The 20643-nt window shown below is 65.3% G+C and carries 18 protein-coding genes; 9 read left to right on the top strand and 9 right to left on the bottom strand.

What is annotated here, in order from left to right:
- Nucleotides 1–5: 5 nt before the first annotated feature.
- From polA to ACOXXX_RS09365, 3 genes are all read right to left on the bottom strand, one after another.
- Nucleotides 6–3077 (bottom strand): DNA polymerase I, encoded by a 3072-nt coding sequence (polA, locus tag ACOXXX_RS09355; RefSeq protein ID WP_422826302.1) that lies wholly within the window; start codon nucleotides 3075–3077, stop codon nucleotides 6–8.
- Nucleotides 3078–3138: 61 nt separating this feature from the next.
- Nucleotides 3139–4137 (bottom strand): hypothetical protein, encoded by a 999-nt coding sequence (locus tag ACOXXX_RS09360; RefSeq protein ID WP_422826303.1) that lies wholly within the window; start codon nucleotides 4135–4137, stop codon nucleotides 3139–3141.
- A gap of 262 nt (nucleotides 4138–4399) precedes the next feature.
- The gene (locus ACOXXX_RS09365; protein ID WP_422826304.1) at nucleotides 4400–4576 is read right to left on the bottom strand and encodes a zinc-finger domain-containing protein; all 177 of its coding nucleotides are present in this window, start codon (nucleotides 4574–4576) and stop codon (nucleotides 4400–4402) included.
- 74 nt (nucleotides 4577–4650) lie between these two features.
- Between ACOXXX_RS09365 and ACOXXX_RS09370 the strand changes: the two genes are divergently transcribed.
- Nucleotides 4651–5589: an ABC transporter ATP-binding protein gene (locus ACOXXX_RS09370; RefSeq protein WP_422826305.1), complete on the top strand. Its 939-nt coding sequence runs from the start codon at nucleotides 4651–4653 to the stop codon at nucleotides 5587–5589.
- A 94-nt stretch (nucleotides 5590–5683) separates the two neighbouring features.
- On the opposite strand, the gene ACOXXX_RS09375 is transcribed toward ACOXXX_RS09370, so the two are convergent.
- Nucleotides 5684–6052, bottom strand: a complete 369-nt coding sequence (locus ACOXXX_RS09375; RefSeq protein ID WP_422826306.1) for a histidine triad nucleotide-binding protein — start codon at nucleotides 6050–6052, stop codon at nucleotides 5684–5686.
- Between the two features lie 13 nt (nucleotides 6053–6065).
- The gene (locus tag ACOXXX_RS09380) at nucleotides 6066–7643 is read right to left on the bottom strand and encodes a DUF5928 domain-containing protein (protein WP_422826307.1); all 1578 of its coding nucleotides are present in this window, start codon (nucleotides 7641–7643) and stop codon (nucleotides 6066–6068) included.
- 143 nt (nucleotides 7644–7786) lie between these two features.
- Between ACOXXX_RS09380 and ACOXXX_RS09385 the strand changes: the two genes are divergently transcribed.
- Nucleotides 7787–8605, top strand: a complete 819-nt coding sequence (locus ACOXXX_RS09385) for a sulfotransferase family protein (RefSeq protein ID WP_422826308.1) — start codon at nucleotides 7787–7789, stop codon at nucleotides 8603–8605.
- A 10-nt stretch (nucleotides 8606–8615) separates the two neighbouring features.
- Here ACOXXX_RS09385 and ACOXXX_RS09390 read toward each other — a convergent pair whose 3' ends face one another.
- On the bottom strand, nucleotides 8616–9206 hold the full coding sequence (locus tag ACOXXX_RS09390) for a DUF1285 domain-containing protein (RefSeq protein WP_422826309.1): 591 nt from the start codon (nucleotides 9204–9206) through the stop codon (nucleotides 8616–8618).
- Nucleotides 9207–9275: 69 nt separating this feature from the next.
- Here ACOXXX_RS09390 and ACOXXX_RS09395 point away from each other — a divergent pair, with 69 nt between their 5' ends.
- The 4 genes from ACOXXX_RS09395 to ACOXXX_RS09410 are packed head-to-tail and all read left to right on the top strand — an operon-like array spanning nucleotide 9276 to nucleotide 15950.
- Nucleotides 9276–10283, top strand: coding sequence for an AAA family ATPase (locus ACOXXX_RS09395; RefSeq protein ID WP_422826310.1), 1008 nt, complete (start codon nucleotides 9276–9278; stop codon nucleotides 10281–10283).
- A complete protein-coding gene (locus ACOXXX_RS09400; protein ID WP_422826311.1) occupies nucleotides 10280–11155 on the top strand; it encodes a DUF58 domain-containing protein in 876 nt (291 codons plus the stop codon). The genes ACOXXX_RS09395 and ACOXXX_RS09400 overlap by 4 nt, the downstream gene beginning before the upstream one ends.
- On the top strand, nucleotides 11152–13911 hold the full coding sequence (locus ACOXXX_RS09405) for a DUF4159 domain-containing protein (RefSeq protein WP_422826312.1): 2760 nt from the start codon (nucleotides 11152–11154) through the stop codon (nucleotides 13909–13911). The genes ACOXXX_RS09400 and ACOXXX_RS09405 overlap by 4 nt, the downstream gene beginning before the upstream one ends.
- Nucleotides 13908–15950, top strand: coding sequence for a glutamine amidotransferase (locus ACOXXX_RS09410; RefSeq protein ID WP_422826313.1), 2043 nt, complete (start codon nucleotides 13908–13910; stop codon nucleotides 15948–15950). Before ACOXXX_RS09405 ends, ACOXXX_RS09410 begins: the two co-directional genes overlap by 4 nt.
- Before the next feature lie 59 nt (nucleotides 15951–16009).
- Here the strand turns inward: ACOXXX_RS09410 and ACOXXX_RS09415 are convergent, their stop codons facing one another.
- The 3 genes from ACOXXX_RS09415 to ACOXXX_RS09425 are packed head-to-tail and all read right to left on the bottom strand — an operon-like array spanning nucleotide 16010 to nucleotide 17545.
- Nucleotides 16010–16375, bottom strand: a complete 366-nt coding sequence (locus ACOXXX_RS09415; protein WP_422826314.1) for a hypothetical protein — start codon at nucleotides 16373–16375, stop codon at nucleotides 16010–16012.
- 36 nt (nucleotides 16376–16411) lie between these two features.
- On the bottom strand, nucleotides 16412–17131 hold the full coding sequence (locus ACOXXX_RS09420; RefSeq protein ID WP_422826315.1) for a DUF599 domain-containing protein: 720 nt from the start codon (nucleotides 17129–17131) through the stop codon (nucleotides 16412–16414).
- 3 nt (nucleotides 17132–17134) lie between these two features.
- Nucleotides 17135–17545, bottom strand: a complete 411-nt coding sequence (locus ACOXXX_RS09425) for a CopD family protein (protein ID WP_422826316.1) — start codon at nucleotides 17543–17545, stop codon at nucleotides 17135–17137.
- A gap of 116 nt (nucleotides 17546–17661) precedes the next feature.
- On the opposite strand from ACOXXX_RS09425, the gene ACOXXX_RS09430 reads away from it, so the two are divergent.
- The 3 genes from ACOXXX_RS09430 (at nucleotide 17662) to ACOXXX_RS09440 (ending at nucleotide 20643) form a co-directional block, all read left to right on the top strand.
- Complete coding sequence (locus ACOXXX_RS09430) at nucleotides 17662–19110, top strand: FAD-linked oxidase C-terminal domain-containing protein (protein WP_422826317.1); 1449 nt, start codon at nucleotides 17662–17664, stop codon at nucleotides 19108–19110.
- A 67-nt stretch (nucleotides 19111–19177) separates the two neighbouring features.
- Nucleotides 19178–20305: an FAD-binding protein gene (locus tag ACOXXX_RS09435; protein WP_422826318.1), complete on the top strand. Its 1128-nt coding sequence runs from the start codon at nucleotides 19178–19180 to the stop codon at nucleotides 20303–20305.
- On the top strand, nucleotides 20302–20643 hold the full coding sequence (locus tag ACOXXX_RS09440) for a hypothetical protein (RefSeq protein WP_422826319.1): 342 nt from the start codon (nucleotides 20302–20304) through the stop codon (nucleotides 20641–20643). The genes ACOXXX_RS09435 and ACOXXX_RS09440 overlap by 4 nt, the downstream gene beginning before the upstream one ends.

Below are 20643 nucleotides of genomic sequence, written 5' to 3' on the forward strand. Positions count from 1 at the left end.
GCAGGTCAGTGCGCCTTGGCCCAGTTGGCACCCTGACCCGCATCCACGACCAGCGGCACGTCCAGCTTGACCACCGGATCGGCGGCACCTTCCATGACGGCGCGCGCGGCGGAGATCAGGTCGTCAACGCCGCCCTCCTCGACCTCGAACAGCAGTTCGTCATGCACCTGCAACAGCATCTTCGCAGGCATCCCCCCAATGGCATCCGGCATCCTGATCATCGCGCGGCGGATGATGTCGGCGGCGGTGCCCTGGATCGGCGCGTTGATCGCGGCGCGCTTGGCAAATCCGGCGCGCGGCCCCTTGGCCCCGATCTCGGGCGTGTGGATCACCCGCCCGAACAGCGTCTCGACCCGGTTGTGCTTCTTGGCGAACTCCACCGTGGCATCCATGTAATCCTTGATGCCGGGGAAGCGTTCGAAATAGCGGTCGATGAAGCCCTGCGCCTCGGACCGTGGAATGCGCAGGTTGCGCGCCAGACCAAAGCCGCTGATGCCGTAGATCACGCCAAAGTTGATCGCCTTGGCCTGCCGCCGCACGTCCGGGGTCATCTCCTCCATCGGCACGTTGAACATCTCGGACGCGGTCATGGCATGGATGTCCTGCCCGTCGCGGAAGGCCTGTTTCAGCGCATCGATGCCCGCCACATGCCCCAGGATGCGCAGTTCGATCTGGCTGTAGTCCAGCGACACCAGCACCTTGCCCTCTTCGGCCACGAAAGCCTCGCGGATGCGGCGGCCTTCCTCTGAGCGGACGGGAATGTTCTGCAAGTTTGGATCGGTCGAGGCGAGCCGCCCGGTGGCCGCACCCGAGATCACGTAAGAGGTGTGGACCCGGCCGGTTTCGGCGTTGATATGCTCCTGAAGTGCGTCGGTATAGGTCGACTTCAGCTTCGACAGCTGCCGCCAGTCCAGCACCCGGCGCGGCAATTCGTGTTCTGTGGCCAGATCCTCGAGCACGTCGGCCCCGGTGGCGTAGGCCCCGGTCTTGCCCTTTTTGCCGCCTTCGAGGCTCATCTTGTCAAAGAGGATCTCGCCCAGCTGCTTGGGCGATCCGACGTTGAACGTCTCGCCCGCCAGTTCGTGAATTTCCGCCTCCAGCCCGGCCATCTTCTGCGCAAAGGCGCTCGACATCCGGCTCAGCGTGTTGCGGTCGACCTTGATGCCCGCCATCTCCATCTGTGCCAGCACCGGCACCAGCGGACGCTCCATCCGCTCGTAGACGCGGGTGACGCGCGCGCGGTGGAGTTGCGGCTTGAAAAGCTGCCAAAGCCGCAGGGTGATGTCGGCATCTTCAGAGGCGTATTTCACCGCATCCTCGATCGGCACGCGGTCAAAGGTGATCATGCTCTTGCCCGTTCCCAGCAGGTCCTTGATCGGGATCGGTGTGTGGCTCAGGTAGCGTTCGGCCAGCGTGTCCATGCCGTGGCCATGCAGGCCCGCGTTCATCGCGTAGGACATCAACATCGTGTCGTCGATGGGATCGATCCGGATGCCGTTGCGGGCAAAGATCTTGGCATCGTATTTCATGTTCTGCCCGATCTTCATGACGCTCGGGTCTTCCAGCAGCGGCTTGAGCGCGGCCAGCGCGTCTTGAACCGGTATCTGCCCTTCGGCCAGGGCGTTCTGATCCTTGTCGGCAAAGAGGTCCTCGTCCCCGCCCTTGCCCGCCTTGTGGGTCAGGGGGATGTAACAGGCCTCTCCGGCCTCGACGCAAAGCGAGATGCCGACCAGCTCTGCGGTCATTTCATTCAGCGCCGTGGTTTCGGTGTCCACCGCCACCCAGCCGCGGTCGCGGGCCTTGGCGATCCAGCGGTCGAGCGCGGCCATGTCGGACACGCATTCGTATTTCTCGGGGTCGATGGCGGGTGCCTCGGGTGCATCCTCGCCTGCCGGGTTCGCGCCTTCGGGCGTGGTGTCGGCGATCACCGGCGCCTCGACCCCAAGCGCGTCGGAAATGCGCTTGGTCAGGGTGCGGAATTCCATCTCTTTCAGAAACGACAGGAGTTTCTCGGGTTCGGGTTTCTTCACCTTAAGATCGTCGAGCGAGAAATCGAGCGGCGTTTCGCTATCAAGCATCACCAGCTTTTTCGACAATCGCACCATGTCTTCCTGCTCCAGCACCTTCGGAAGCAGGCTGGAGATCAACTTGGCGATTTCGCGGGCCGCAAGGATGTCCGAGGCCACCTCGTAGCCTCGCTTGACGAGCGCTTCGAGACCCGAGACGGTGACGTTGGGATCATTGAGTTCGGGATAGTGGTCGGTCAGAAGCGCCTGCGCGTCGTTCTTGGAGTTGGCGTTGACCTTGCGGCCTAGTCGTTCCTCGAAATTCGCGTTTAGCGCATCCAGCCGCTCCTGCAGTTTCGCGGTGGCGGCGGCGCGGACCTCTCCGTCAAAGATGTTCTCGACCCGGTCGAAGGCCTGGATGATACCGGGCGCGGTTTTCTCGCCGATGCCCTTGGCACCGGGCACGTTGTCGATCGGATCGCCCAGAAGCGCCTGCACGTCGATCACGCGATCCGGCGGCACGCCGAAATAAGCGACTACTCCTTCGGCATCAATTCGTTCGTCGGCCTTGCCCTGCATTCCGGGGCGGATCATGTCCACATTATCGCCAACAAGCTGCATAAGGTCCTTGTCCGATGATATGATGGTACATCGCCCGCCGGCCTCTCGGGCCTTGCGCGCAAGCGTGGCAATGATGTCGTCGGCCTCGTAGCCGTCTCTTTCTTCGCAGGCTACATTAAAGGCGCGGGTTGCCTCGCGGGTCAGCGGAATCTGCGGGCGCAGGTCCTCAGGCATCTCGTCCCGGTTGGCCTTGTACTGGTTGTACATGTCGTTTCGAAAGGTGTGGCTGCCCTTGTCGAAGATCACCGCGATATGGGTGGCTTCGTCTCGTCCATGATCCTTGTTAAGCTGACTCCACAACATGTTGCAGAATAGACCAACTGCACCTGTGGGTGTTCCGTCCGAGCGAAAGTTATACTTCTCATTTCGGTTGGAAGCCTGAAAAAAGGCGCGAAAGATAAAGGCCGATCCGTCGATCAGATACAGGTGACATCCTTTGCCAAAGGCCATGGGCGCGCTCCTATGGGTGTGCGGCCCAGATGTGCCACGCCCGGCGGGCGGAGGCCAGCCCTCACGGATCGGCAAGCAGCGAGCAAAACTTCAGTACGGCGATCTCGGGCGTCTTCTGGCGCATCAAGTCGAGCGTGGCCGCATCCAGCGGGTAGGGCGGGTGCGCATAGCAGACCTCTTCCGTCGCGCGGGTCGACAGCGCGCTGTCGAGCGCGGCACGGAAAACGGTATTGTCGAACCGGTCCCGGTCATACAGATCGCCGGTCGTCGATGGGCGATCAAAAAGGAGCCTGGCCAGCGGACGATCCGGGTTCCTCCCCTTGCCCGGCGCGGCATCCTTATAAACCGAGACCCTATCCAGGGTCTTGCCGGTCGCCGTTTCGACCAGATCGACCTGAAAAATCGCAGTCTCGGTCCCGGTCTCGGATTCGGGCACGGGATCGGCGCGGATGTGCATTGTCGCCTCCGCCTCCGCGACCGGAACGACGCGCAGGCACCCACCCTGGTGCGGGGCCAGAACGTGCATGTAGACGGAGTGCCGCCACGGAGACAGCGCGCCATCCTCGCGCACCGGGTCGAAACAGCGAATATCCCGCCAGAGCCATGTCCAGCGCATGACGGGGTCGGTCCCCGTCTCGACGGCATCGAACGTGCCCGCGGCAAGCCAGAGGTGCGGCGCGAAGGCACATCCCGGCGGCGTTTCGAAAATGTCGCTTTTAACGCACAGGCGCGTGTCACCCGGCGCGATTTCGGGAAAATGCACGACCCGCGGCATCGCATAGTCGGGCAGGTCCGCCGGTGCGGCGGCCTCTGTCCATGCCGCGAACCTGGCCTCCTTGCGCCAGTCACGCAGGGCGTCGAAGGTGGCGGGCCCGAAGAGGAATGCCAGGCCCAGCGTCGTCGCCCCGCCCCAGAACAATGCACTGCGGAACGATCCGCGCAAGAGCTGCACCAGGGCGCCGATGCCCGTGATCGCGATGAAGCAGAACAAAGCCAGGGCGGCATAAACAGTGCTTGTGTCGAGTTGAAAACCGGGACCGAGCCTGGGACGAAAGGACATGCGGATCTTTGGAGGCAGTGCGGACCGACAGGGCTATGACAGATGCCTGCGGCTGTTCAAAGGCGCGGACGAGGCCATTTGCGGGCACGCTCGACAGCGGCCATCATTGCGCTTGGTCTGAAACCCGCCCGGGGCCCAGCTGCCCGCTGAAGACTCCGAACCGGACGCGAGGTTTCGTATACAGGCCAAGGTTTCCTGCGGGGCCGCGTGGCGGAGAATTGCGTTCGAGGACGTTCGGCGGCGTGGCGCGCCCGGACGGCGCTCAGACCTTGCCTTCGAAATCCTTGTGAATGAATTTCGCGTCGCAATAACCGCATTCCACGAAACCCTTGTCCTGCGGGATTTGCAGCCAGACCCGGGGGTGGCCCAGCGCGCCTTCGCCGCCGTCGCAGGCGATCCGGTAGCTGTCCACGATCTTGGTTTCGGGGGCATCTGTCATCGGGCACATTCCCTTTTGGCTGCGGTTGAACTACCTGCGTTATGAGCGAAGGCCACCAAAGGAGCAAGAGAGCGATGAGCCATGACGCGATCCGCATCGAAGGGCTGCGCAAGACCTATCGCGGCGCCAAGAACGAGCCTGCGCAAGAGGCGCTCAAGGGCATCGACCTCACGGTGCCGCGCGGATCGGTCTTCGGGCTGCTGGGGGCCAACGGCGCGGGCAAGTCGACGCTGATCAACATCCTGGCCGGTCTGGTGGTGAAATCCGCGGGGCGGGTCGAAATCTGCGGCTGGGACCAGGACGTGAACCCGCGCCAGTCGCGCGCCGCCATCGGGGTGATGCCGCAAGAGCTGAACCTCGATCCGTTCTTCACCCCGCGCGGCGCGCTCGAGGTGCAGGCGGGGCTGTACGGCGTGCCGAAATCCGAACGCCGCAGCGACGCCATCCTCGAGATGGTCGGGCTTTCCGACAAGGCCGAGGCCTATGCCCGCACCCTGTCGGGCGGAATGCGGCGGCGGCTTCTGCTGGGCAAGGCGCTGGTGCACAGCCCGTCGGTGCTGGTGCTTGATGAACCCACCGCGGGCGTCGACATCGAACTGCGCAAGATGCTTTGGGAAAACGTCCGCAAGCTCAACCAGGAACGCGGCATGACGATCATCCTCACGACGCATTACCTCGAAGAGGCGGAAGAGATGTGCGACGAGATCGCGATCATGCACCAGGGCGCAGTGGTGGCGCGCGACAGCACCCGCAACCTGCTGGGCCAGCTGGACAGCAAGACGATGGTGATCGAACCCGCCGAGGCGGTCAGCACCCTGCCCGAGGTCGAAAATCTGACTGCCGAATCCCGCAGCGACGGCACGTTGGCGCTGACCTACAGCGCCAGCCAGCTTTCCGCCGATGCGGTGCTCGAGGCGGTGCGCGCCGCCAATATCCGCATCCGCGACGTGCGCACCGAACAGGCGGATCTCGAGGATGTGTTCCTGTCGCTGACCCGGTCCGGCGCCGCGTGACACCGCGCCTTGCGCGTCACACCAGACACCCCTTGCCCGCCCCACCGGGGGCGGGGTCAACTGCCTGCGCGCGCCCCGCGCGCAGACCGCCGGATCAGGCCTTGGCCAGCATCCGTCCCAGCGGGCGTCCGGCCAGGATATGCACATGCAGATGCGGCACCTCCTGCACGCCGGCCTCCCCGGCGTTCGAGATCAGGCGAAAGCCGCCCTCCTCCACCCCTTCGAGCGCGCAGACCTTGCCGATGGCGCGGGTGTAGTCGAGGATTTCCGCGTCCGACGCCTCCTGCGCGAAGTGGTCGTAACAGACGTAAGGCCCCTTGGGGATCACCAGCACGTGCAGCGGCGCCTGCGGATGGATGTCGCGGAACGCGAGGCTGTAATCGGTCTCCAGCACCGTGTCGTTGGGGATCTCGCCGCGCAGGATCTTGGCGAAAATGTTCTGGTCGTCGTAGTCATAGGCCATCGGGCGGGCATCCTTAGTCAGCAAAAAGGTATTCGGTCTGGGCGATTTCCATCGCCTTGTCGGGCGGGATCGTCAGAAAGCCGGAAATCAGCCGGGCATTGACCTCGGTCGGGTCGATCTCGCGCATCCGGGCATGGTTGGCAAAGCCCGCGTCGCGGATGCGGTCCGATTCGTGGGTCATGTCGTGGCGGATCGTCGGCAAGAGCCGCGCCAGCGTTTCCCGCGGCGTGCGGTCGCCCGCCAGCCCCACGCGCATCGCATGGCCGATGAGGTATTCATCGCTGAACTGGCATTCCACCTCGAGCAGCCGCGTCACCGACCGGTCGCCGCAGAAATCCTCGAGCAGGTCGAGGTTCGCGGGGTCCATGCAGACGATCAGCCGGTCGGTTTCGTAATAGTCGAACAGCATCCGCATCAGCGCCCGACGATGCCGGTGACGCTTGCCCAGGGTCGACTGGATGCCGCCCAGATCGGGCAAATCGGTATCCTCTTCGTTGAAAAGGTATTCGATCGCGGGCACGTTGGTGACCTGGCGGATCCGGTCCAGCAGGCGCTTGGCCACGTGCCATTTCTTGCAGACCACGATCAGCAGTTCCCGTTCGCGGCCAAGCGAGCTTTCGGTTTCCCAGAACCGCGAGGCAAAGCGCCGACCGATCCGCCCCTTGCTGGTCAGAAACTTGTAAAGCGACCGGCCTTCGTTCGAGATCTGGAACCGCGACCCTTCCGAGGAATAGAGCACCCCCAGCCGCCGCTTGAGCTCTTTCGCGCCGGGGCTGATCTTGCGGGCAAAGAGGAAATCCTGGCTGAGCAGCAGATCGTAATGGTCGTTGTAGAAGGTGACCGGCATGCCGTAGTCGGAAAACATCAGGAAAGTCAGCGTGCGGCTGTCGATCTCGTTTTCCGGCACCAGGTGCCGCACGAGGGTCTGAAAGAACGTCTCGTCCGGAATCCAGGTGGTGCGGAAGAACCGCACCACGTTGGGCCGCTGGCGGCAGAAATCCAGTACCCATTCCACCGTGCGCCTGCGCAGGCACCACCACTGGCTGCCGATCTGGATCTGCAGGTCGTCGGGGATCTTGCGGGTCAGTCCCAGCCGTTTCTGAAGCTCGAACGCGGCGTAGAACCGGCGTTTCTGGGTGCGTTCGTTGAACCAGTGGCGGTAGATCAGCCGCTCTTCCTTCCAGCCGGTCTTGATCCAGTCGCTATCGAAATAATCGAAGCTTTCGATGTAGTCGATTTCGCGCCGGTCGAGGAATTCATGCGCGTACTGGGCCGACTTGATCGCCATGCAATCGCCCGACAGCATGTAGAAATGCGTGGCCCGCGGAAAGGCGTCCACCGCCGCCTCGACCGCGTGCAGCGTGGCCTGCACCAGGCTCCATTCCCCCCAGCCGCAGCGCACGCGCCTTTTCGCGAAGGTCACGTTCGGGTTGTCGGCCAGAGCCTTGGTGATCCGCGCATAGTCAGAAGCGCGCGCGCTCGCGTCGAAATGGATCGCCATATAATCGCCCACGGCCGTCAGGCTCTGCGCCTGCTTGATGATGGCGTCAGGATCCTTGTGGCACAGCAGAATGAACGCGATTTTCGCCATTTTCGAAACGATCTGCCCTAGTTTCGCCTGATTGTTTATGTTGATAGAGGTGAAGAGGCGTTGAATAAACCGGGTTTCTTTGCTTTTTTGACCCTATAAAGCGCCCGGGACAAGACGGTGCAGTATTTTCGGAGGCGGCAGGCATGGGGTTTCCAGGAACTTGGATGACCGAAAGCGAAAGCGTGGTTTATCGGGTCGTGCCGAAATGCGCCTGTTCGACCATCGGCCAGATCATGTTTTATTCCGACCACGGCACGTTCTTTGACGGTGACATTCACGACGCCGAACAGGGGCTGCACAAATGGGCGCGCGAGGACAGCCAGAAGCTGATCAACGCCAACGTCAAGACCCACACCTCCTATGCCTTCACCTGCGTGCGCAATCCCTACACGCGCATCCTGTCGTCCTTCTTCGACAAGATCTGCGGCATCCAGCGCAACGGCAAGCGCTACCGCGGAAACCTCGTTCCGCTGCTGATCCAGAAATACGGGATCGAGGTCGGGGGCGAGGACGGCAAGCAGGACTTCGACCAGATCCGCAGCTTTCGCCGGTTCCTGCTGTTCGTGCGCGACACCATCCGATGGCGCCGCCCGATGGAGCCGGACATCCACTGGTCCGCGATGTCGGGGCACGTCAGCACCTTCATCGTCAACGGCGGCCGCTACAACAAGATCTTCTGGACCGAGACCTTCAACGACGGGATGCAGGATGTGCTGTCGGCCATCGAGACGCCGCACAAGGTCGATCTGAAGGCGATCCCGCGGTTCAATGAATCCGAAGGGCACGGGCCGAAACGCGCCCACCCGGTCGAGGACTATTTCGACGACATGGCGATGCACCTGATCTACGAAATCTACCGGCGCGACTTCGACCTTTTCAAATACGACTTCGAAAATCCCGGCAACAAGATGCCGATCGGTGAGATCGATCTGGACGAGGTGCACGCCAAGCTGGGCGACTGACGCAGGCCTGTCAGTCCGGCAGGTCGGCCGAGGGGATCATCGGAAAGAACTGACCGCCAGACCAGAGGCCGAACCAGCTTTGCCCGTCCACGTCGTGATGCGCGCCGATATCCACCAGCCGGTAAAAGCTCTTGCGGTCGATCAGCGCCTCAAGGTTGGCGCGGATCAGGATATAGGGCGACGGCTCTCCAGTTTCGGCATCCCGCTCGACCCGGATCGGGTGGTCCGGCCCGGCCTCGGCCACGTCGCCCATGTGGGTGGTGAAGGTCAGCACCTGTGCTTCGCCTTCGCCCTTGACCTCGAAATCCGTGGCCACGAAGGGCGCGTCGTCGACGGTGATCCCGACCTTTTCGACCGGGGTGACAAGGAAATATTTGTCCCCGTCCTTGCGCAGGATCGATGAAAAAAGTCGCACAAGCTCGAACCGGCCGATGGGCGTGCCGAGGTAGAACCATGTGCCATCGCGCGCGATGCGCATGTCCAGATCGCCGCAGAACGGCGGATTCCACTTGTGAACGGGCGGCAGGCCCCGTCCCTTGGCGGCGCGGGCCGATGCGGCGATGCCGTCGGCAGAGGGTGTCACAACTTTTTGTGCGTTCATTGCTTTTGCCATTTCCTCGCTGCGCGATACACTCATACCAACAAAGATAGCCTGCAAGGGAGAGTTGTCATGGCCGAGGCCGAAAATCTGGTCGCCGAAATCGAGGCGCTGGAACAGAAATTGGCCGAGGCCAAGCAGGCGATCACCAAGCGGTTCATCGGTCAGGAACGGGTCGTCGATCTGACACTGACCTCACTGCTGTGCGGCGGCCACGCGATCCTGATCGGCCTGCCGGGCCTGGGCAAGACCCGGCTGGTGGAAACGCTGAGCACGGTCATGGGCCTGCACGGCAACCGGGTGCAGTTCACGCCCGACCTGATGCCTGCCGACATCCTTGGCTCCGAAGTTCTGGAAACCGGCGCCGATGGCAGCCGCGCGTTCAAGTTCATCCCCGGCCCGATCTTCTGTCAGCTGCTGATGGCGGACGAGATCAACCGCGCCTCGCCGCGCACGCAATCGGCGCTGTTGCAGGCGATGCAGGAAAAAACGGTGACGGTCGCGGGCGCCGACCGCCCGCTTGACGCGCCGTTCCATGTGCTCGCCACCCAGAATCCGATCGAGCAGGAAGGCACCTATCCCCTGCCCGAAGCGCAGCTTGACCGTTTTCTGGTGCAGATCGACGTGGCCTATCCCGACCGCGCGACGGAACGTGACATCCTGCTGGCCACCACCGGCACGGAAGATGCCCAGGCGCACCAGGTCTTTGACACGCCCAGCCTACTGGCCGCGCAGACGCTGCTGCGGCGGATGCCGGTGGGCGACGCGGTAGTCGAGATGATCCTTGATCTCGTACGCGCCTTCCGCCCGTCCGATCCGTCGGCCAGCGAACGGGTGCGCGACACCGTGGCCTGGGGCCCCGGCCCCCGCGCCGCGCAGGCGCTGATGCTGACCGTGCGCGCCCGCGCCCTGCTGCAAGGCCGTCTGGCCCCCGCGCCCGAGGATGTGATCGACCTTGCCCGCCCGGTGCTGACCCATCGCATGGCGCTGTCCTTCTCGGCCAGGGCGCGTGGCGAAGACCTGGGTGCGCTGATCGAATCCGTCGCCGAAGGGATGATGCGGTCCGAGGCGGCTGCGTGAAACCAGCCCTCGCCCTTCGTCAGGTTGCCGAGGAAGAGGCGGCCCGCCTTCCGGCGTTGCTTGCGCGCGCCGAACATCTGGCGGGCACGGTGCTTCTGGGCGACCACGGGCGCAGGCGCGCCGGTCTGGGCGACGACTTCTGGCAATACCGCCCGCTGCAGCCCGGCGATGCCCGACGCAGCATCGACTGGCGGCGGTCGGCAAAGGGCGATGCGGATTTCGTGCGCGAACGCGAATGGCAGATCGCGCAAAGTGTTATCCTGTGGCTCGACGATGCTGCCGCCATGCGGTTCCGGTCGGAAAAAAACCTGCCGACCAAGGCCGAAAGGGCGCGCATCCTGACGCTGGCCGCATCGATCCTGCTGATCCGGGGCGGTGAACGGGTGGGGCTCACGGGCTGGGGCCTGCCGCCGCGCCGCGGGCAGGAACAGATCCTGCGGCTGGCCGAGGCCTTCTGCACCGAAGCGCCCGAAGATTACCGCGAACCAGAGGCGCGTGGTATGCTGCCGCATTCGCGCGCGATGTTCGTGTCCGACTTTCTGGGCGACGTCGCGCCCGTTGAGGCGGCGCTGACCAAGGCGGCGGATCGCGGCGTGCGCGGCGTCCTGCTACAGGTGCTCGACCCGAGCGAAGAGGTGTTCCCCTTCGAAGGCCGCACCATCTTTGAAAGCGTCGGCAAATCGGTGTCGCATGAAACGCTCAAGGCGGGCGATCTGCGCGACCGCTATCTGCAGCGGCTGGCCGCGCGCAAGGACAGGCTGACGCAGCTTTGCCGCCTGACCGGCTGGCAATACCGCTGCCACCACACCAACGACAGCGCCCAATCCGCCCTGCTGTGGATTTACCGCGCGATGGACGGAGGTCACGGATGACCCTTTTCGGCGTGCTTGGTTTCACCACGCCCTGGCTTCTGCTTGGCCTGCTGGCCCTGCCGATCCTGTGGCTGATCCTGCGCGCCGTTCCGCCCGCCCCAATCCGCCGGATGTTCCCCGGCGTCGTGCTGCTCTTGGGCCTCAAAGACGAGGAACAGGTCAGCGACCGCACCCCCTGGTGGCTGCTGCTCTTGCGGATGCTGGCGGTCGCGGCTGTGATCCTAGGCCTCGCCGGGCCGGTGCTGAACCCCGAGGACAACGCCGCCGATGCCGGTGGCAATGCCCCGCTTCTGGTGCTGATGGATGCCAGCTGGGCCAGTGCTGCGGACTGGAGCGCGCGTTCGGACGCGATGGATGCGTTGCTGACCCGCGCGGCGCGTGACGACCGGCCCGTGGCGATGGTGCGGCTGAGCGCGCCCGAAGCGCCGGTCTTCCAGTCTGCCGACAGCTGGCGCACCCGGCTGGGCGGTATCGTGCCGGAACCCTGGCAACCCGGGCCGGAACAGACCGCGCGGGTGCTTGCGGCCCTGCCGGACGAGGATTTCGACACCTACTGGCTCTCCGACGGTCTGGCGCGCGACGACCGGGCCGAGCTTTTGGCGGCGCTCGAAGATCGCGGCCAGGTCACCGTTTTCGAAAGCCCGCGCAGCCTTTACGGGCTGGAGCCAGCGCAATTCGCCGATGGCACGCTCGCGCTGACCCTGCGCCGCCTGCGCCCCGGCCCGGTGGCCGAGGTTTCGCTGGCCGCGCGCGGACTCGATCCCGCAGGCAACCCCGCCGTGCTCGCGCGCATTCCGGCAACCTTCGACGCAGACACGCTCACCACCACGGCTGAACTGTCTCTGCCCGCCGAACTGCGCGCCCGCATCACCCGGTTCGAGATCGAAGGCCAGAAAAGCGCGGGCGCCATCGCCCTGCCCGACGACAGCCTGCGCCGCCGCGAGGTCGCGCTGATCGCCGGACGCGAAGACCGCGAAGGGCTGGAACTGCTGTCGCCGCTGCATTTTCTCAGCCGCGCGCTGGAGCCGACCGCCGATCTGCTGGATGGCGCGCTGCTGGACATCCTGCCCGCGAACCCCGACGTGATCGTGCTGGCCGATGTCGCGACGCTCAGCACCGCCGAGGAAGAGGCGGTGCTGGACTGGCTGGACCGGGGCGGGCTGCTCTTGCGCTTTGCCGGGCCGCGCATCGCCGCCAGCGACCTCAGCCGCGAGGAAGAGGACCCGCTGATGCCCGTGCGTCTGCGCGCGGGCGGCCGCACCGTGGGCGGCGCGATGAGCTGGGGGGAGCCGAAATCGCTTGCCCCCTTCAACGCCGACAGCCCGTTCTTCGGCCTGCCGGTGCCTGACGATGTCAACGTCACCGCCCAGGTCATGGCGCAGCCCGATCCGACGCTGGCCGAACGGGTGATCGCCCAGCTGGACGACGGGACGCCGCTGGTGACCCGCAAGCGCGTGGGTCAGGGGCAAGTGGTGCTGGTGCATGTGACCGCCAATGCCGAATGGTCGTCGCTGCCGCTGTCGGGCCTGTTCGTGCAGATGCTGGAACGGCTGGCGGTCTCGTCGACCCCCACCACGCCCGAGGCCGACGATCTGACCGGCACGGTCTGGCAACCCGCCACGGTGCTCGATGCCTTTGGCGCCGAACGCGATGGCGGCACCCTGCCGGGTGTCGCGGGCGAGGATCTTGTGACCGCCGCCCTTGGTCCCGATCTGCGCCCCGGCCTTTATCAGGGGGAAGACCGCAGCCTTGCGCGCAACGTCGTCACCGCCGACACGGTTCTGGAGCCGGTGGTCTGGCCCGACCGGGTTCCGGTCGAGGGTCTGAACCGACCCGAGGAAACGCCGCTGGCGGGGTGGCTGCTGGCGCTGGCCATCGGACTGTTGCTCGCGGATGTCATCGCGTCGCTGGCGCTGTCTGGCCGGTTGCGCGGTGCGCGTGTCGCGGCGACGATGCTGGCCGCCCTGGCGCTGATGCCGCAGCAGGGCCGCGCGCAGGATGACACGCTTGCGCTGGCCGCCACGTCCGAGGTGACGCTGGCGCATGTGATCACCGGCGATGCGGCGCTGGACGACACCGCCGCCGCCGGGTTGCGCGGCCTTTCGGAAACGCTGTTCTTCCGCACCTCGGTCGAACCGGCCGATCCGGTGGGGGTCGATCTGGAAACCGACGAACTGGCGTTCTTCCCGATCCTTTACTGGCCCGTCACCCCCGACCAGCCGACACCCTCGGCCGAGGCTTATGCCAAGCTCAACACCTATCTGCGGTCGGGCGGGATGATCCTTTTCGACACCCGTGATGCCGATATCGCCCGGTTCGGCGGATCAAGCCCCAACGGCCGCAAGCTGCGCGAACTGGCAGCACCTCTGGACATTCCGCCGCTGGAACCGATCCCGCAGGATCATGTGCTGACCCGCACCTTCTACCTGCTTCAGGATTTTCCCGGCCGCCACGCGGGCCGCGATGTCTGGGTCGAGGCGGCACCGCCCGACGCCGAACTGATCGAGGGCATGCCGTTTCGCAACCTCAACGACAACGTGACGCCCGTGGTGATCGGCGGCAACGACTGGGCTGCAGCCTGGGCGATGGATGCGCGCGGCAACCCGACCTTTCCGGTGGGGCGCGGCTTTGCCGGGGAACGCCAGCGCGAAATCGCCTACCGTTTCGGCGTCAACCTGGTCATGCACGTGCTGACCGGGAACTATAAATCCGATCAGGTTCACGTGCCTGCGCTTCTCGACAGGTTGGGCCAATGACCGGAACCATCGTCTTTGATCCGCTCTTGCCATGGCTGCTGATCGCCGTCCTGGCCGTGATCGCCGCGATTGGCGTCGGGCTTGCGCTGTGGCGCGGCCTGTCGGGCTGGGCCTTGCGGGCGCTCGCGGCACTGGTGCTGGTGGGGGCGCTTGCGCAGCCGTCCTACCAGGTCGAGGATCGCGCACCGCTGTCCGATATCGTGCTGATGCTGGTGGACACCAGCGCCAGCCAGACCCTCGCCGAGCGTGCGGGCGTGACCGAAGACGCCGCCACGACGCTCGAGACGCGGCTCGCGGGCCGTCCCAACACCGAGGTGCGGCGGATCGAGGTCGGCGATGGCGAGGCCGACACCGGCACGCTGCTCATGACCGCACTCAACGCCGCGCTGGCCGAAGAACCGCGTGCGCGGATCGCGGGCATCCTGCTGCTATCGGACGGGCGGTTGCACGATCTCGAACGCGCCCCCGACCTGCCCGCGCCCATGCACCTTCTGCTGACCGGACGCGAAAGCGACTGGGACCGTCGCCTGATCGTCAAGAACGCCCCCGCCTTCGCGATTCTGGGCGAACCGGTCACCCTGACCCTGCGGATCGAGGATGAGGGCGCCGCGCCCGGGGCCGAGACTACCACGCTCGACATTTCGGTCGACGGGGCCGAGCCGCAAAGCTTCACCGTCGCCATCGGCGAGGATCTGGAACTGCCCGTGACCCTGCCGCACGGCGGGCTGAACGTCATCCAGTTCACCCTGCCCGAAGCCGAGGGCGAGTTGACCGACCGCAACAACACCGCGCTGGTGCAGATCAACGGCGTGCGCGACCGGCTGCGCGTGCTGCTGGTCAGCGGGGAGCCGCATGCCGGTGGCCGCACCTGGCGCAACCTGCTGAAATCCGACAGTTCCGTCGATCTGGTGCATTTCACCATCCTGCGCCCGCCGGAAAAGCAGGACGGCGTGCCGGTCACCGAACTGTCGCTGATCGCCTTTCCGACGCGCGAGCTGTTCCTGGAAAAGATCGAGGATTTCGATCTGATCATCTTTGACCGCTACAAGCGGCGGGGCATCCTGCCGTCGATCTACCTCGACAACGTGCGCAACTATGTCGAACAGGGCGGCGCCGTGCTGATCGCGGCGGGGCCCGACTTTGCCAGTGCCGACAGCATCTACCGCTCGTCCCTAGCCGAGGTTCTGCCTGCCGAACCGACCGCGCGTGTGCTGGAAGAAGGCTACCGCCCGGCGGTCACCGATCTGGGCGAACGCCATCCGGTGACTGCGGGCCTGACGGGGCAGGACAGCTGGGGCCGCTGGATGCGCCAGATCGAGGTGATGCCCAACGACAACGGTGACGTGGTGATGTCCGGTATCGACGACCGGCCGTTGCTGATGCTCGACCGGGTGGGCGAGGGGCGTGTGGCGCTGCTGGCCTCCGATCACGCGTGGCTCTGGAACCGCGGCTTCGAAGGCGGCGGGCCGCAGTTGGAGCTGCTGCGGCGGCTGGCGCACTGGATGATGAAGGAACCCGAGCTTGAGGAAGAGGCGCTTTGGGCCGAACCCACTGGCCAGACCATGCGCATCATCCGCCGCACGCTTGAGGACACCGTTGGCGCGGTGACCGTGACGCGGCCCGATGGCGAAACCGAAGAGGTGACGCTGGAAGAGGTCAGCCCGGGCCGGTTCGAGGCGCTGTATGAAGGCCCGGAGATCGGGCTTTACCGTCTGAGCGAAGGTGACGAGGACGCGGTGATCGGGCTAGGGCCTGCCGCGCCGCGCGAATTCGAGCAGACCATCGCGTCGGGCGCCGCACTCGAGCCGGTGATCGACAGCATGCGCGGCGGCACCCCGCGGCTTGAGGACGGTGTGCCGCAACTGCGCGAGGTCAGCCTGGGCCGCCCCGCCGCCGGGCGCGGCTGGATCGGCCTGACCGCGCGTGATGCGTTCGAGACGCTGAACGTCACCCAGACGCCGATGCTGCCCGCGTGGCTGGTGCTGCTGCTGGCGTCAGGGCTGATCATCGGAGCGTGGCTGCGCGAAGGCCGCAGCTAGGGCACGCATCGGCGGTGTTGCGCGGCGCTATCATTGCTGCGCTCTGTGCGACTCGGGGCCTAGCCTTCCGGCGACAGCTCCAGCTCGTAAACCGGTCCGGTCCAGCCGTCGACCGAGCAGCGCGCGCGGATGAAGACCGTGCGCGTGCCGTCGGGCGCCGAAACCGCGCTTAGCGACCGGGTGAAGGGCTGTTCGTTCACATGCGGGTGCATCAACTCTCGGGTGCCCAGCACGTGGCCATTCACGTCCACCACGTCCCAGCCGTCGGCATAGTGGTCCCAGCCGGTGTCGTCGTGACGCAGCGTCACCTCGAACCGCCAGCTCATCCCCGACTTGGTGGCCGTGGCGTTCACGACCTCGGGCGCGCCAGCCAGTGACAGGCTGGGCAGCGCCAGGGCGGCCAGAAGGGGTGGCAGGTATCTCATGCGCTCATCCTATCAGCTGTGCCCGGTATAGGCGCGTCACGACTGCGTGTCGAATATGTCATCCGACCGGTCCAGCAGCACCCGCCGCGACAGGGACGCAAATTCACGCCGCAGCACCACCAGCAGGGTGAACAGCACCGCGATGACAAGCGGCAGCGCGCCCAAAAGCCAGGCGGCAGAGGCGATGCCGAAATAGACCGAGCGCAGACCGCGGTTGTAGGCCCGGGCCGCCGCGATATTCAGCTCGCCCGCCTTGTCCGCGCGAATATGCGCCATGGGATGCTTTGCATCGTTCGGCACCGCGGCCATCAGAACAGCGCAATAGCCAAAAAGCCGGTGCGCCCAGACGAATTTCAGAAAGGCATTGGCGGCAAAGACCAGCATCAGCAGAAGTTTGATTTCCCAGACGATCGTGGGCACCGTGCCCAGCGTCAGGTCCGCCGCCACGCCGCGCAACAGATCGGCATTGCCGATCAGCGCCAGCCCGCCCCCGATGGCGATCATGCTGGCCGAGGCGAAGAACGCCGTGCCTTGCCGCAAATTCCCGATGATCTGAGAATCAAAGATACGCGGGTCGCGGGTCACGAACTGGCGCATCCATTCGCGTCGGTAGGCCGACATCAGCTTGCTGACCGACGGCCACCGCAACGGCGGGTGTTCGATCACCAGACTGCACAGGATCCACGAAGCGAAAAGCAGGCCCAGCCCGATCTGGTCGACCAACGGAAACTGGTAGATTTGCGCCAGCAGGTCCATCGGCTAGAACGGCTTGACCACGACGACCCAAAGGATCGCGATGACGCCGAACACGCTAACCTCGTTGAAGATGCGCAGGTAGCGGTCGGATTCGGTGAACACACCGCGCCGCGCCCGCAGCACCAGCCGCCCGGTCCAGCCGTAATGCGCGGCCAGCGCCAGCACCAGCACCAGCTTCAGCCAGACCCAGGCCGGAAAGCCCCATGTCGCGCCCAGCCACAGCCCGGTCAGCAGCGCGATAACCCCCAGCCCCGCCGAAAATCGGTAAAGCCGGATCGTGAGATCGCCGAGCGGGCCGAATTCGCCCAGACGGTCGTATTCACGTTTCCAGTAGATCAGCGCCCGGGGCACCGCGAAAATGCTGGTCATCCACCCCATGACGCAGAGTATGTGTATGATCTTGACCCAAGCCATGCCTGTTCCCTGCGCCAGCCGCAGAGGATGCGCAAGATGTCGCGCCCTTTGTCGGCGATTCAAATTGTGATATCCTTATATTGGTTATATTATCTTACCAATCAGGGGGATTGCCGATGCAGATGCCACAGCCCGACGCGGGAATTCTAGCCCGCAAGTCGCAGATCATCGACCGGCTGCGCAAGGTGCTGCGCGGCGATGCGGTGATTTCGGACCTGGCGGAAACCCGGGCCTATGAATGCGACGCGCTGACCGCCTATCGCTGCCCGCCGCTGGCCGTGGTGCTGCCAGGCTCGACCGAAGAGGTGTCAGCCGTACTGCGCGTCTGCTTCGAAGAGGGTGTGCCGGTGGTACCACGCGGATCGGGCACGTCGCTGGCGGGCGGCGCGCTGCCCACGGCGGACAGTGTGATCCTGGGGGTCGCGCGGCTCAATGAGGTCCTGGAGACCGACTATGACAACCGGTTCATCCGGGTCCAGACCGGCCGCACGAACCTGAGCGTCACCGGCGCGGTGGAAGAGAACGACTTTTTCTATGCCCCCGACCCGTCGTCGCAGCTGGCTTGCGCCATCGCCGGCAATATCGCGATGAATTCGGGCGGGGCGCATTGCCTGAAATACGGCGTGACCACGAACAACCTGCTGGGCGTCACCATGGTGATGATGGACGGCACGGTGACCGAGATTGGCGGCGCGCATCTGGACGCAGCGGGCTATGACCTCTTGGGCCTGATCTGCGGGTCCGAGGGTCAACTGGGCGTCGTGACAGAGGCGACGCTGCGCATCCTGCGCAAACCCGAAGGCGCGCGGCCCGTCCTCATGGCGTTCGATTCGAACGAGGTCGCAGGTGCCTGCGTGTCGGATATCATCAAGGCGGGCGTCCTGCCGGTGGCCATCGAATTCATGGATCGCCCCTGTATCGAGGCCTGCGAGGCCTTCGCCAAGGCGGGCTATCCGATGTGCGAGGCGCTGCTGATCGTCGAGGTCGAGGGATCACCGGACGAGATTGACGCGCAACTGGCGCTGATCCTCGACATCGCGCGGCGCCATGATCCGGTTGAATTGCGCGAGGCCAAGGACGCAGACGAGGCCGGGCGCATCTGGCTGGGGCGCAAATCAGCGTTTGGCGCGATGGGCCAGATCAACGATTACATGTGCCTGGATGGCACGATCCCGGTGACCGCGCTGCCGCAGGTGCTGCGCCGTATCGGAGAACTTTCCAAGCAATATGGTCTGGGCGTTGCCAATGTCTTTCACGCAGGCGACGGCAACATGCACCCGCTGATCCTGTTCGATGCCAACAAGGAGGGCGATCTGGAGCTTTGCGAGGCGATGGGGGCGGATGTCCTGCGGCTTTGTGTCGAGGTCGGCGGCTGCCTCACCGGCGAACATGGCGTGGGCATCGAGAAACGCGACCTGATGGTCGATCAGTTCGCGCCTGAGGATCTGGAATGCCAGATGGCCGTGAAAGACGTGTTCGACCCCAAATGGCTGCTGAATCCGGCCAAGGTGTTTCCGCTGGACGCATCGGAAAGCCGCCGTATCGTCCCGCTCGCGGCAGAGTAGTTTGGGGGCGCTGCCCCCACGCGGCAGGGCCGCGTTCCCCCGAGGTATTTGGAAACCAGAGAAGATCATGAGACCCGAGACAGAGACCGACCTGGCCGAGATGGTCGCCGCCGCCAGCGGCCCGCTGCACATCCGCGGCGGCAGCACGCGGGGGCAAGGCACGCCCGTGGGCGCGGTGCTGGAAACCGGCGGGCTGTCCGGGATCACGCTGTACGAGCCGGGCGCGCTGACAATGGTGGCGCAGGCCGGCACCCCGCTGGCCGAGATCGAGGCGGCGCTGGATGCGGAGAACCAGCGCCTCGCGTTCGAGCCGATGGATCACCGCCCGCTTCTGGGCACGACAGGCACGCCAACCATCGGCGGCGTGGTTGCCGCCAACGTGTCGGGGCCGCGGCGCATCCAGGCCGGGGCCTGTCGGGATTTCATGCTGGGTGTGCGATTTGTCGATGGCCGCGGCAACGTGATCAAGAACGGCGGCCGGGTGATGAAGAATGTGACCGGCTACGATCTGGTCAAGCTGCTGACCGGTAGCCGTGGCACCTTGGGGATACTAAGCGAGGTAAGCTTCAAGGTGCTGCCGAAGCCCGAATTCAGCGCCACGCTGTGCCTGCACGGGCAGGATGTGGATGCGGCGGTGCGGGCCATGGCGCAGGCGGCGGGATCGCCCTACGAGGTCACGGGGCTTGCCGTCGCACCGCTTGCGTCGGGTGAGGTGCCTGTCACCCTCATGCGTCTTGAGGGGTTCGAAACCTCTGTGCGCTACCGTCTGGGCGCAGTCAGGACACTGATGGCGGGGCAAGCCGAGATGACGACGCTGGAAGGCGCGCAGAGCGCAGAGATTTGGGAGGGCGTGCGCGATGTCGCGGCCTTTGCGCAGGAGCCGGGCGATGTTTGGCGGATTTCCGTCACACCCGGCGATGCGCCGGGGATGATCGCGCGTATGGGCAAAGATGCGCACACCCTGCTTGACTGGGCCGGAGGGCTGATCTGGGTCCGCGTCGCCGCGGGCACCGACCTGCGGGCGCGACTGGGCGGATTTTCCGGCCATGCCACGCTGGTGCGCGGGGGTGATGCTACCCGCGCGTCGCTGCCGGTTTTTCACCCGGAACCCGCGCCGCTGGCACAGATCAGTGCAGGGCTGCGGGCGCGATTCGATCCGCGCGGCATCCTCAACCCCGGGCTGATGGGCGCATGAGCGGCCCGTTTCTGCTGGCATTCGCCGCAAGCTTTGTCATCGGGCCGGTGACCTATGCCACGCTCCTGCGCGCCACGCCGCGGGGAACAGCCTTTGGCCTGCTGGCCGCGGGCACCGTCGCGGCGGTTCTGGGCGCCTTTGCGCTGCGCCAGCCTGCGCCGGTGGCGTCCCTGGCCTGCTTGTGGTTCGCCTGGGTCCTCGCGATCACGCTTTTCGTGCTGGCGCTGCGCCGTCGACTGGGCACCTCGCCCGCCTGGCGGCCCAGCTTTGTCACGGGGCTTCTTGCAACGACGCTGCCGTGGTTCGGCCTTGCCACGGCGCAAATGGTGATGTCCTGA

Source organism: Thalassococcus sp. BH17M4-6 (genome assembly GCF_049323015.1).
Lineage (GTDB): Bacteria > Pseudomonadota > Alphaproteobacteria > Rhodobacterales > Rhodobacteraceae > Puniceibacterium.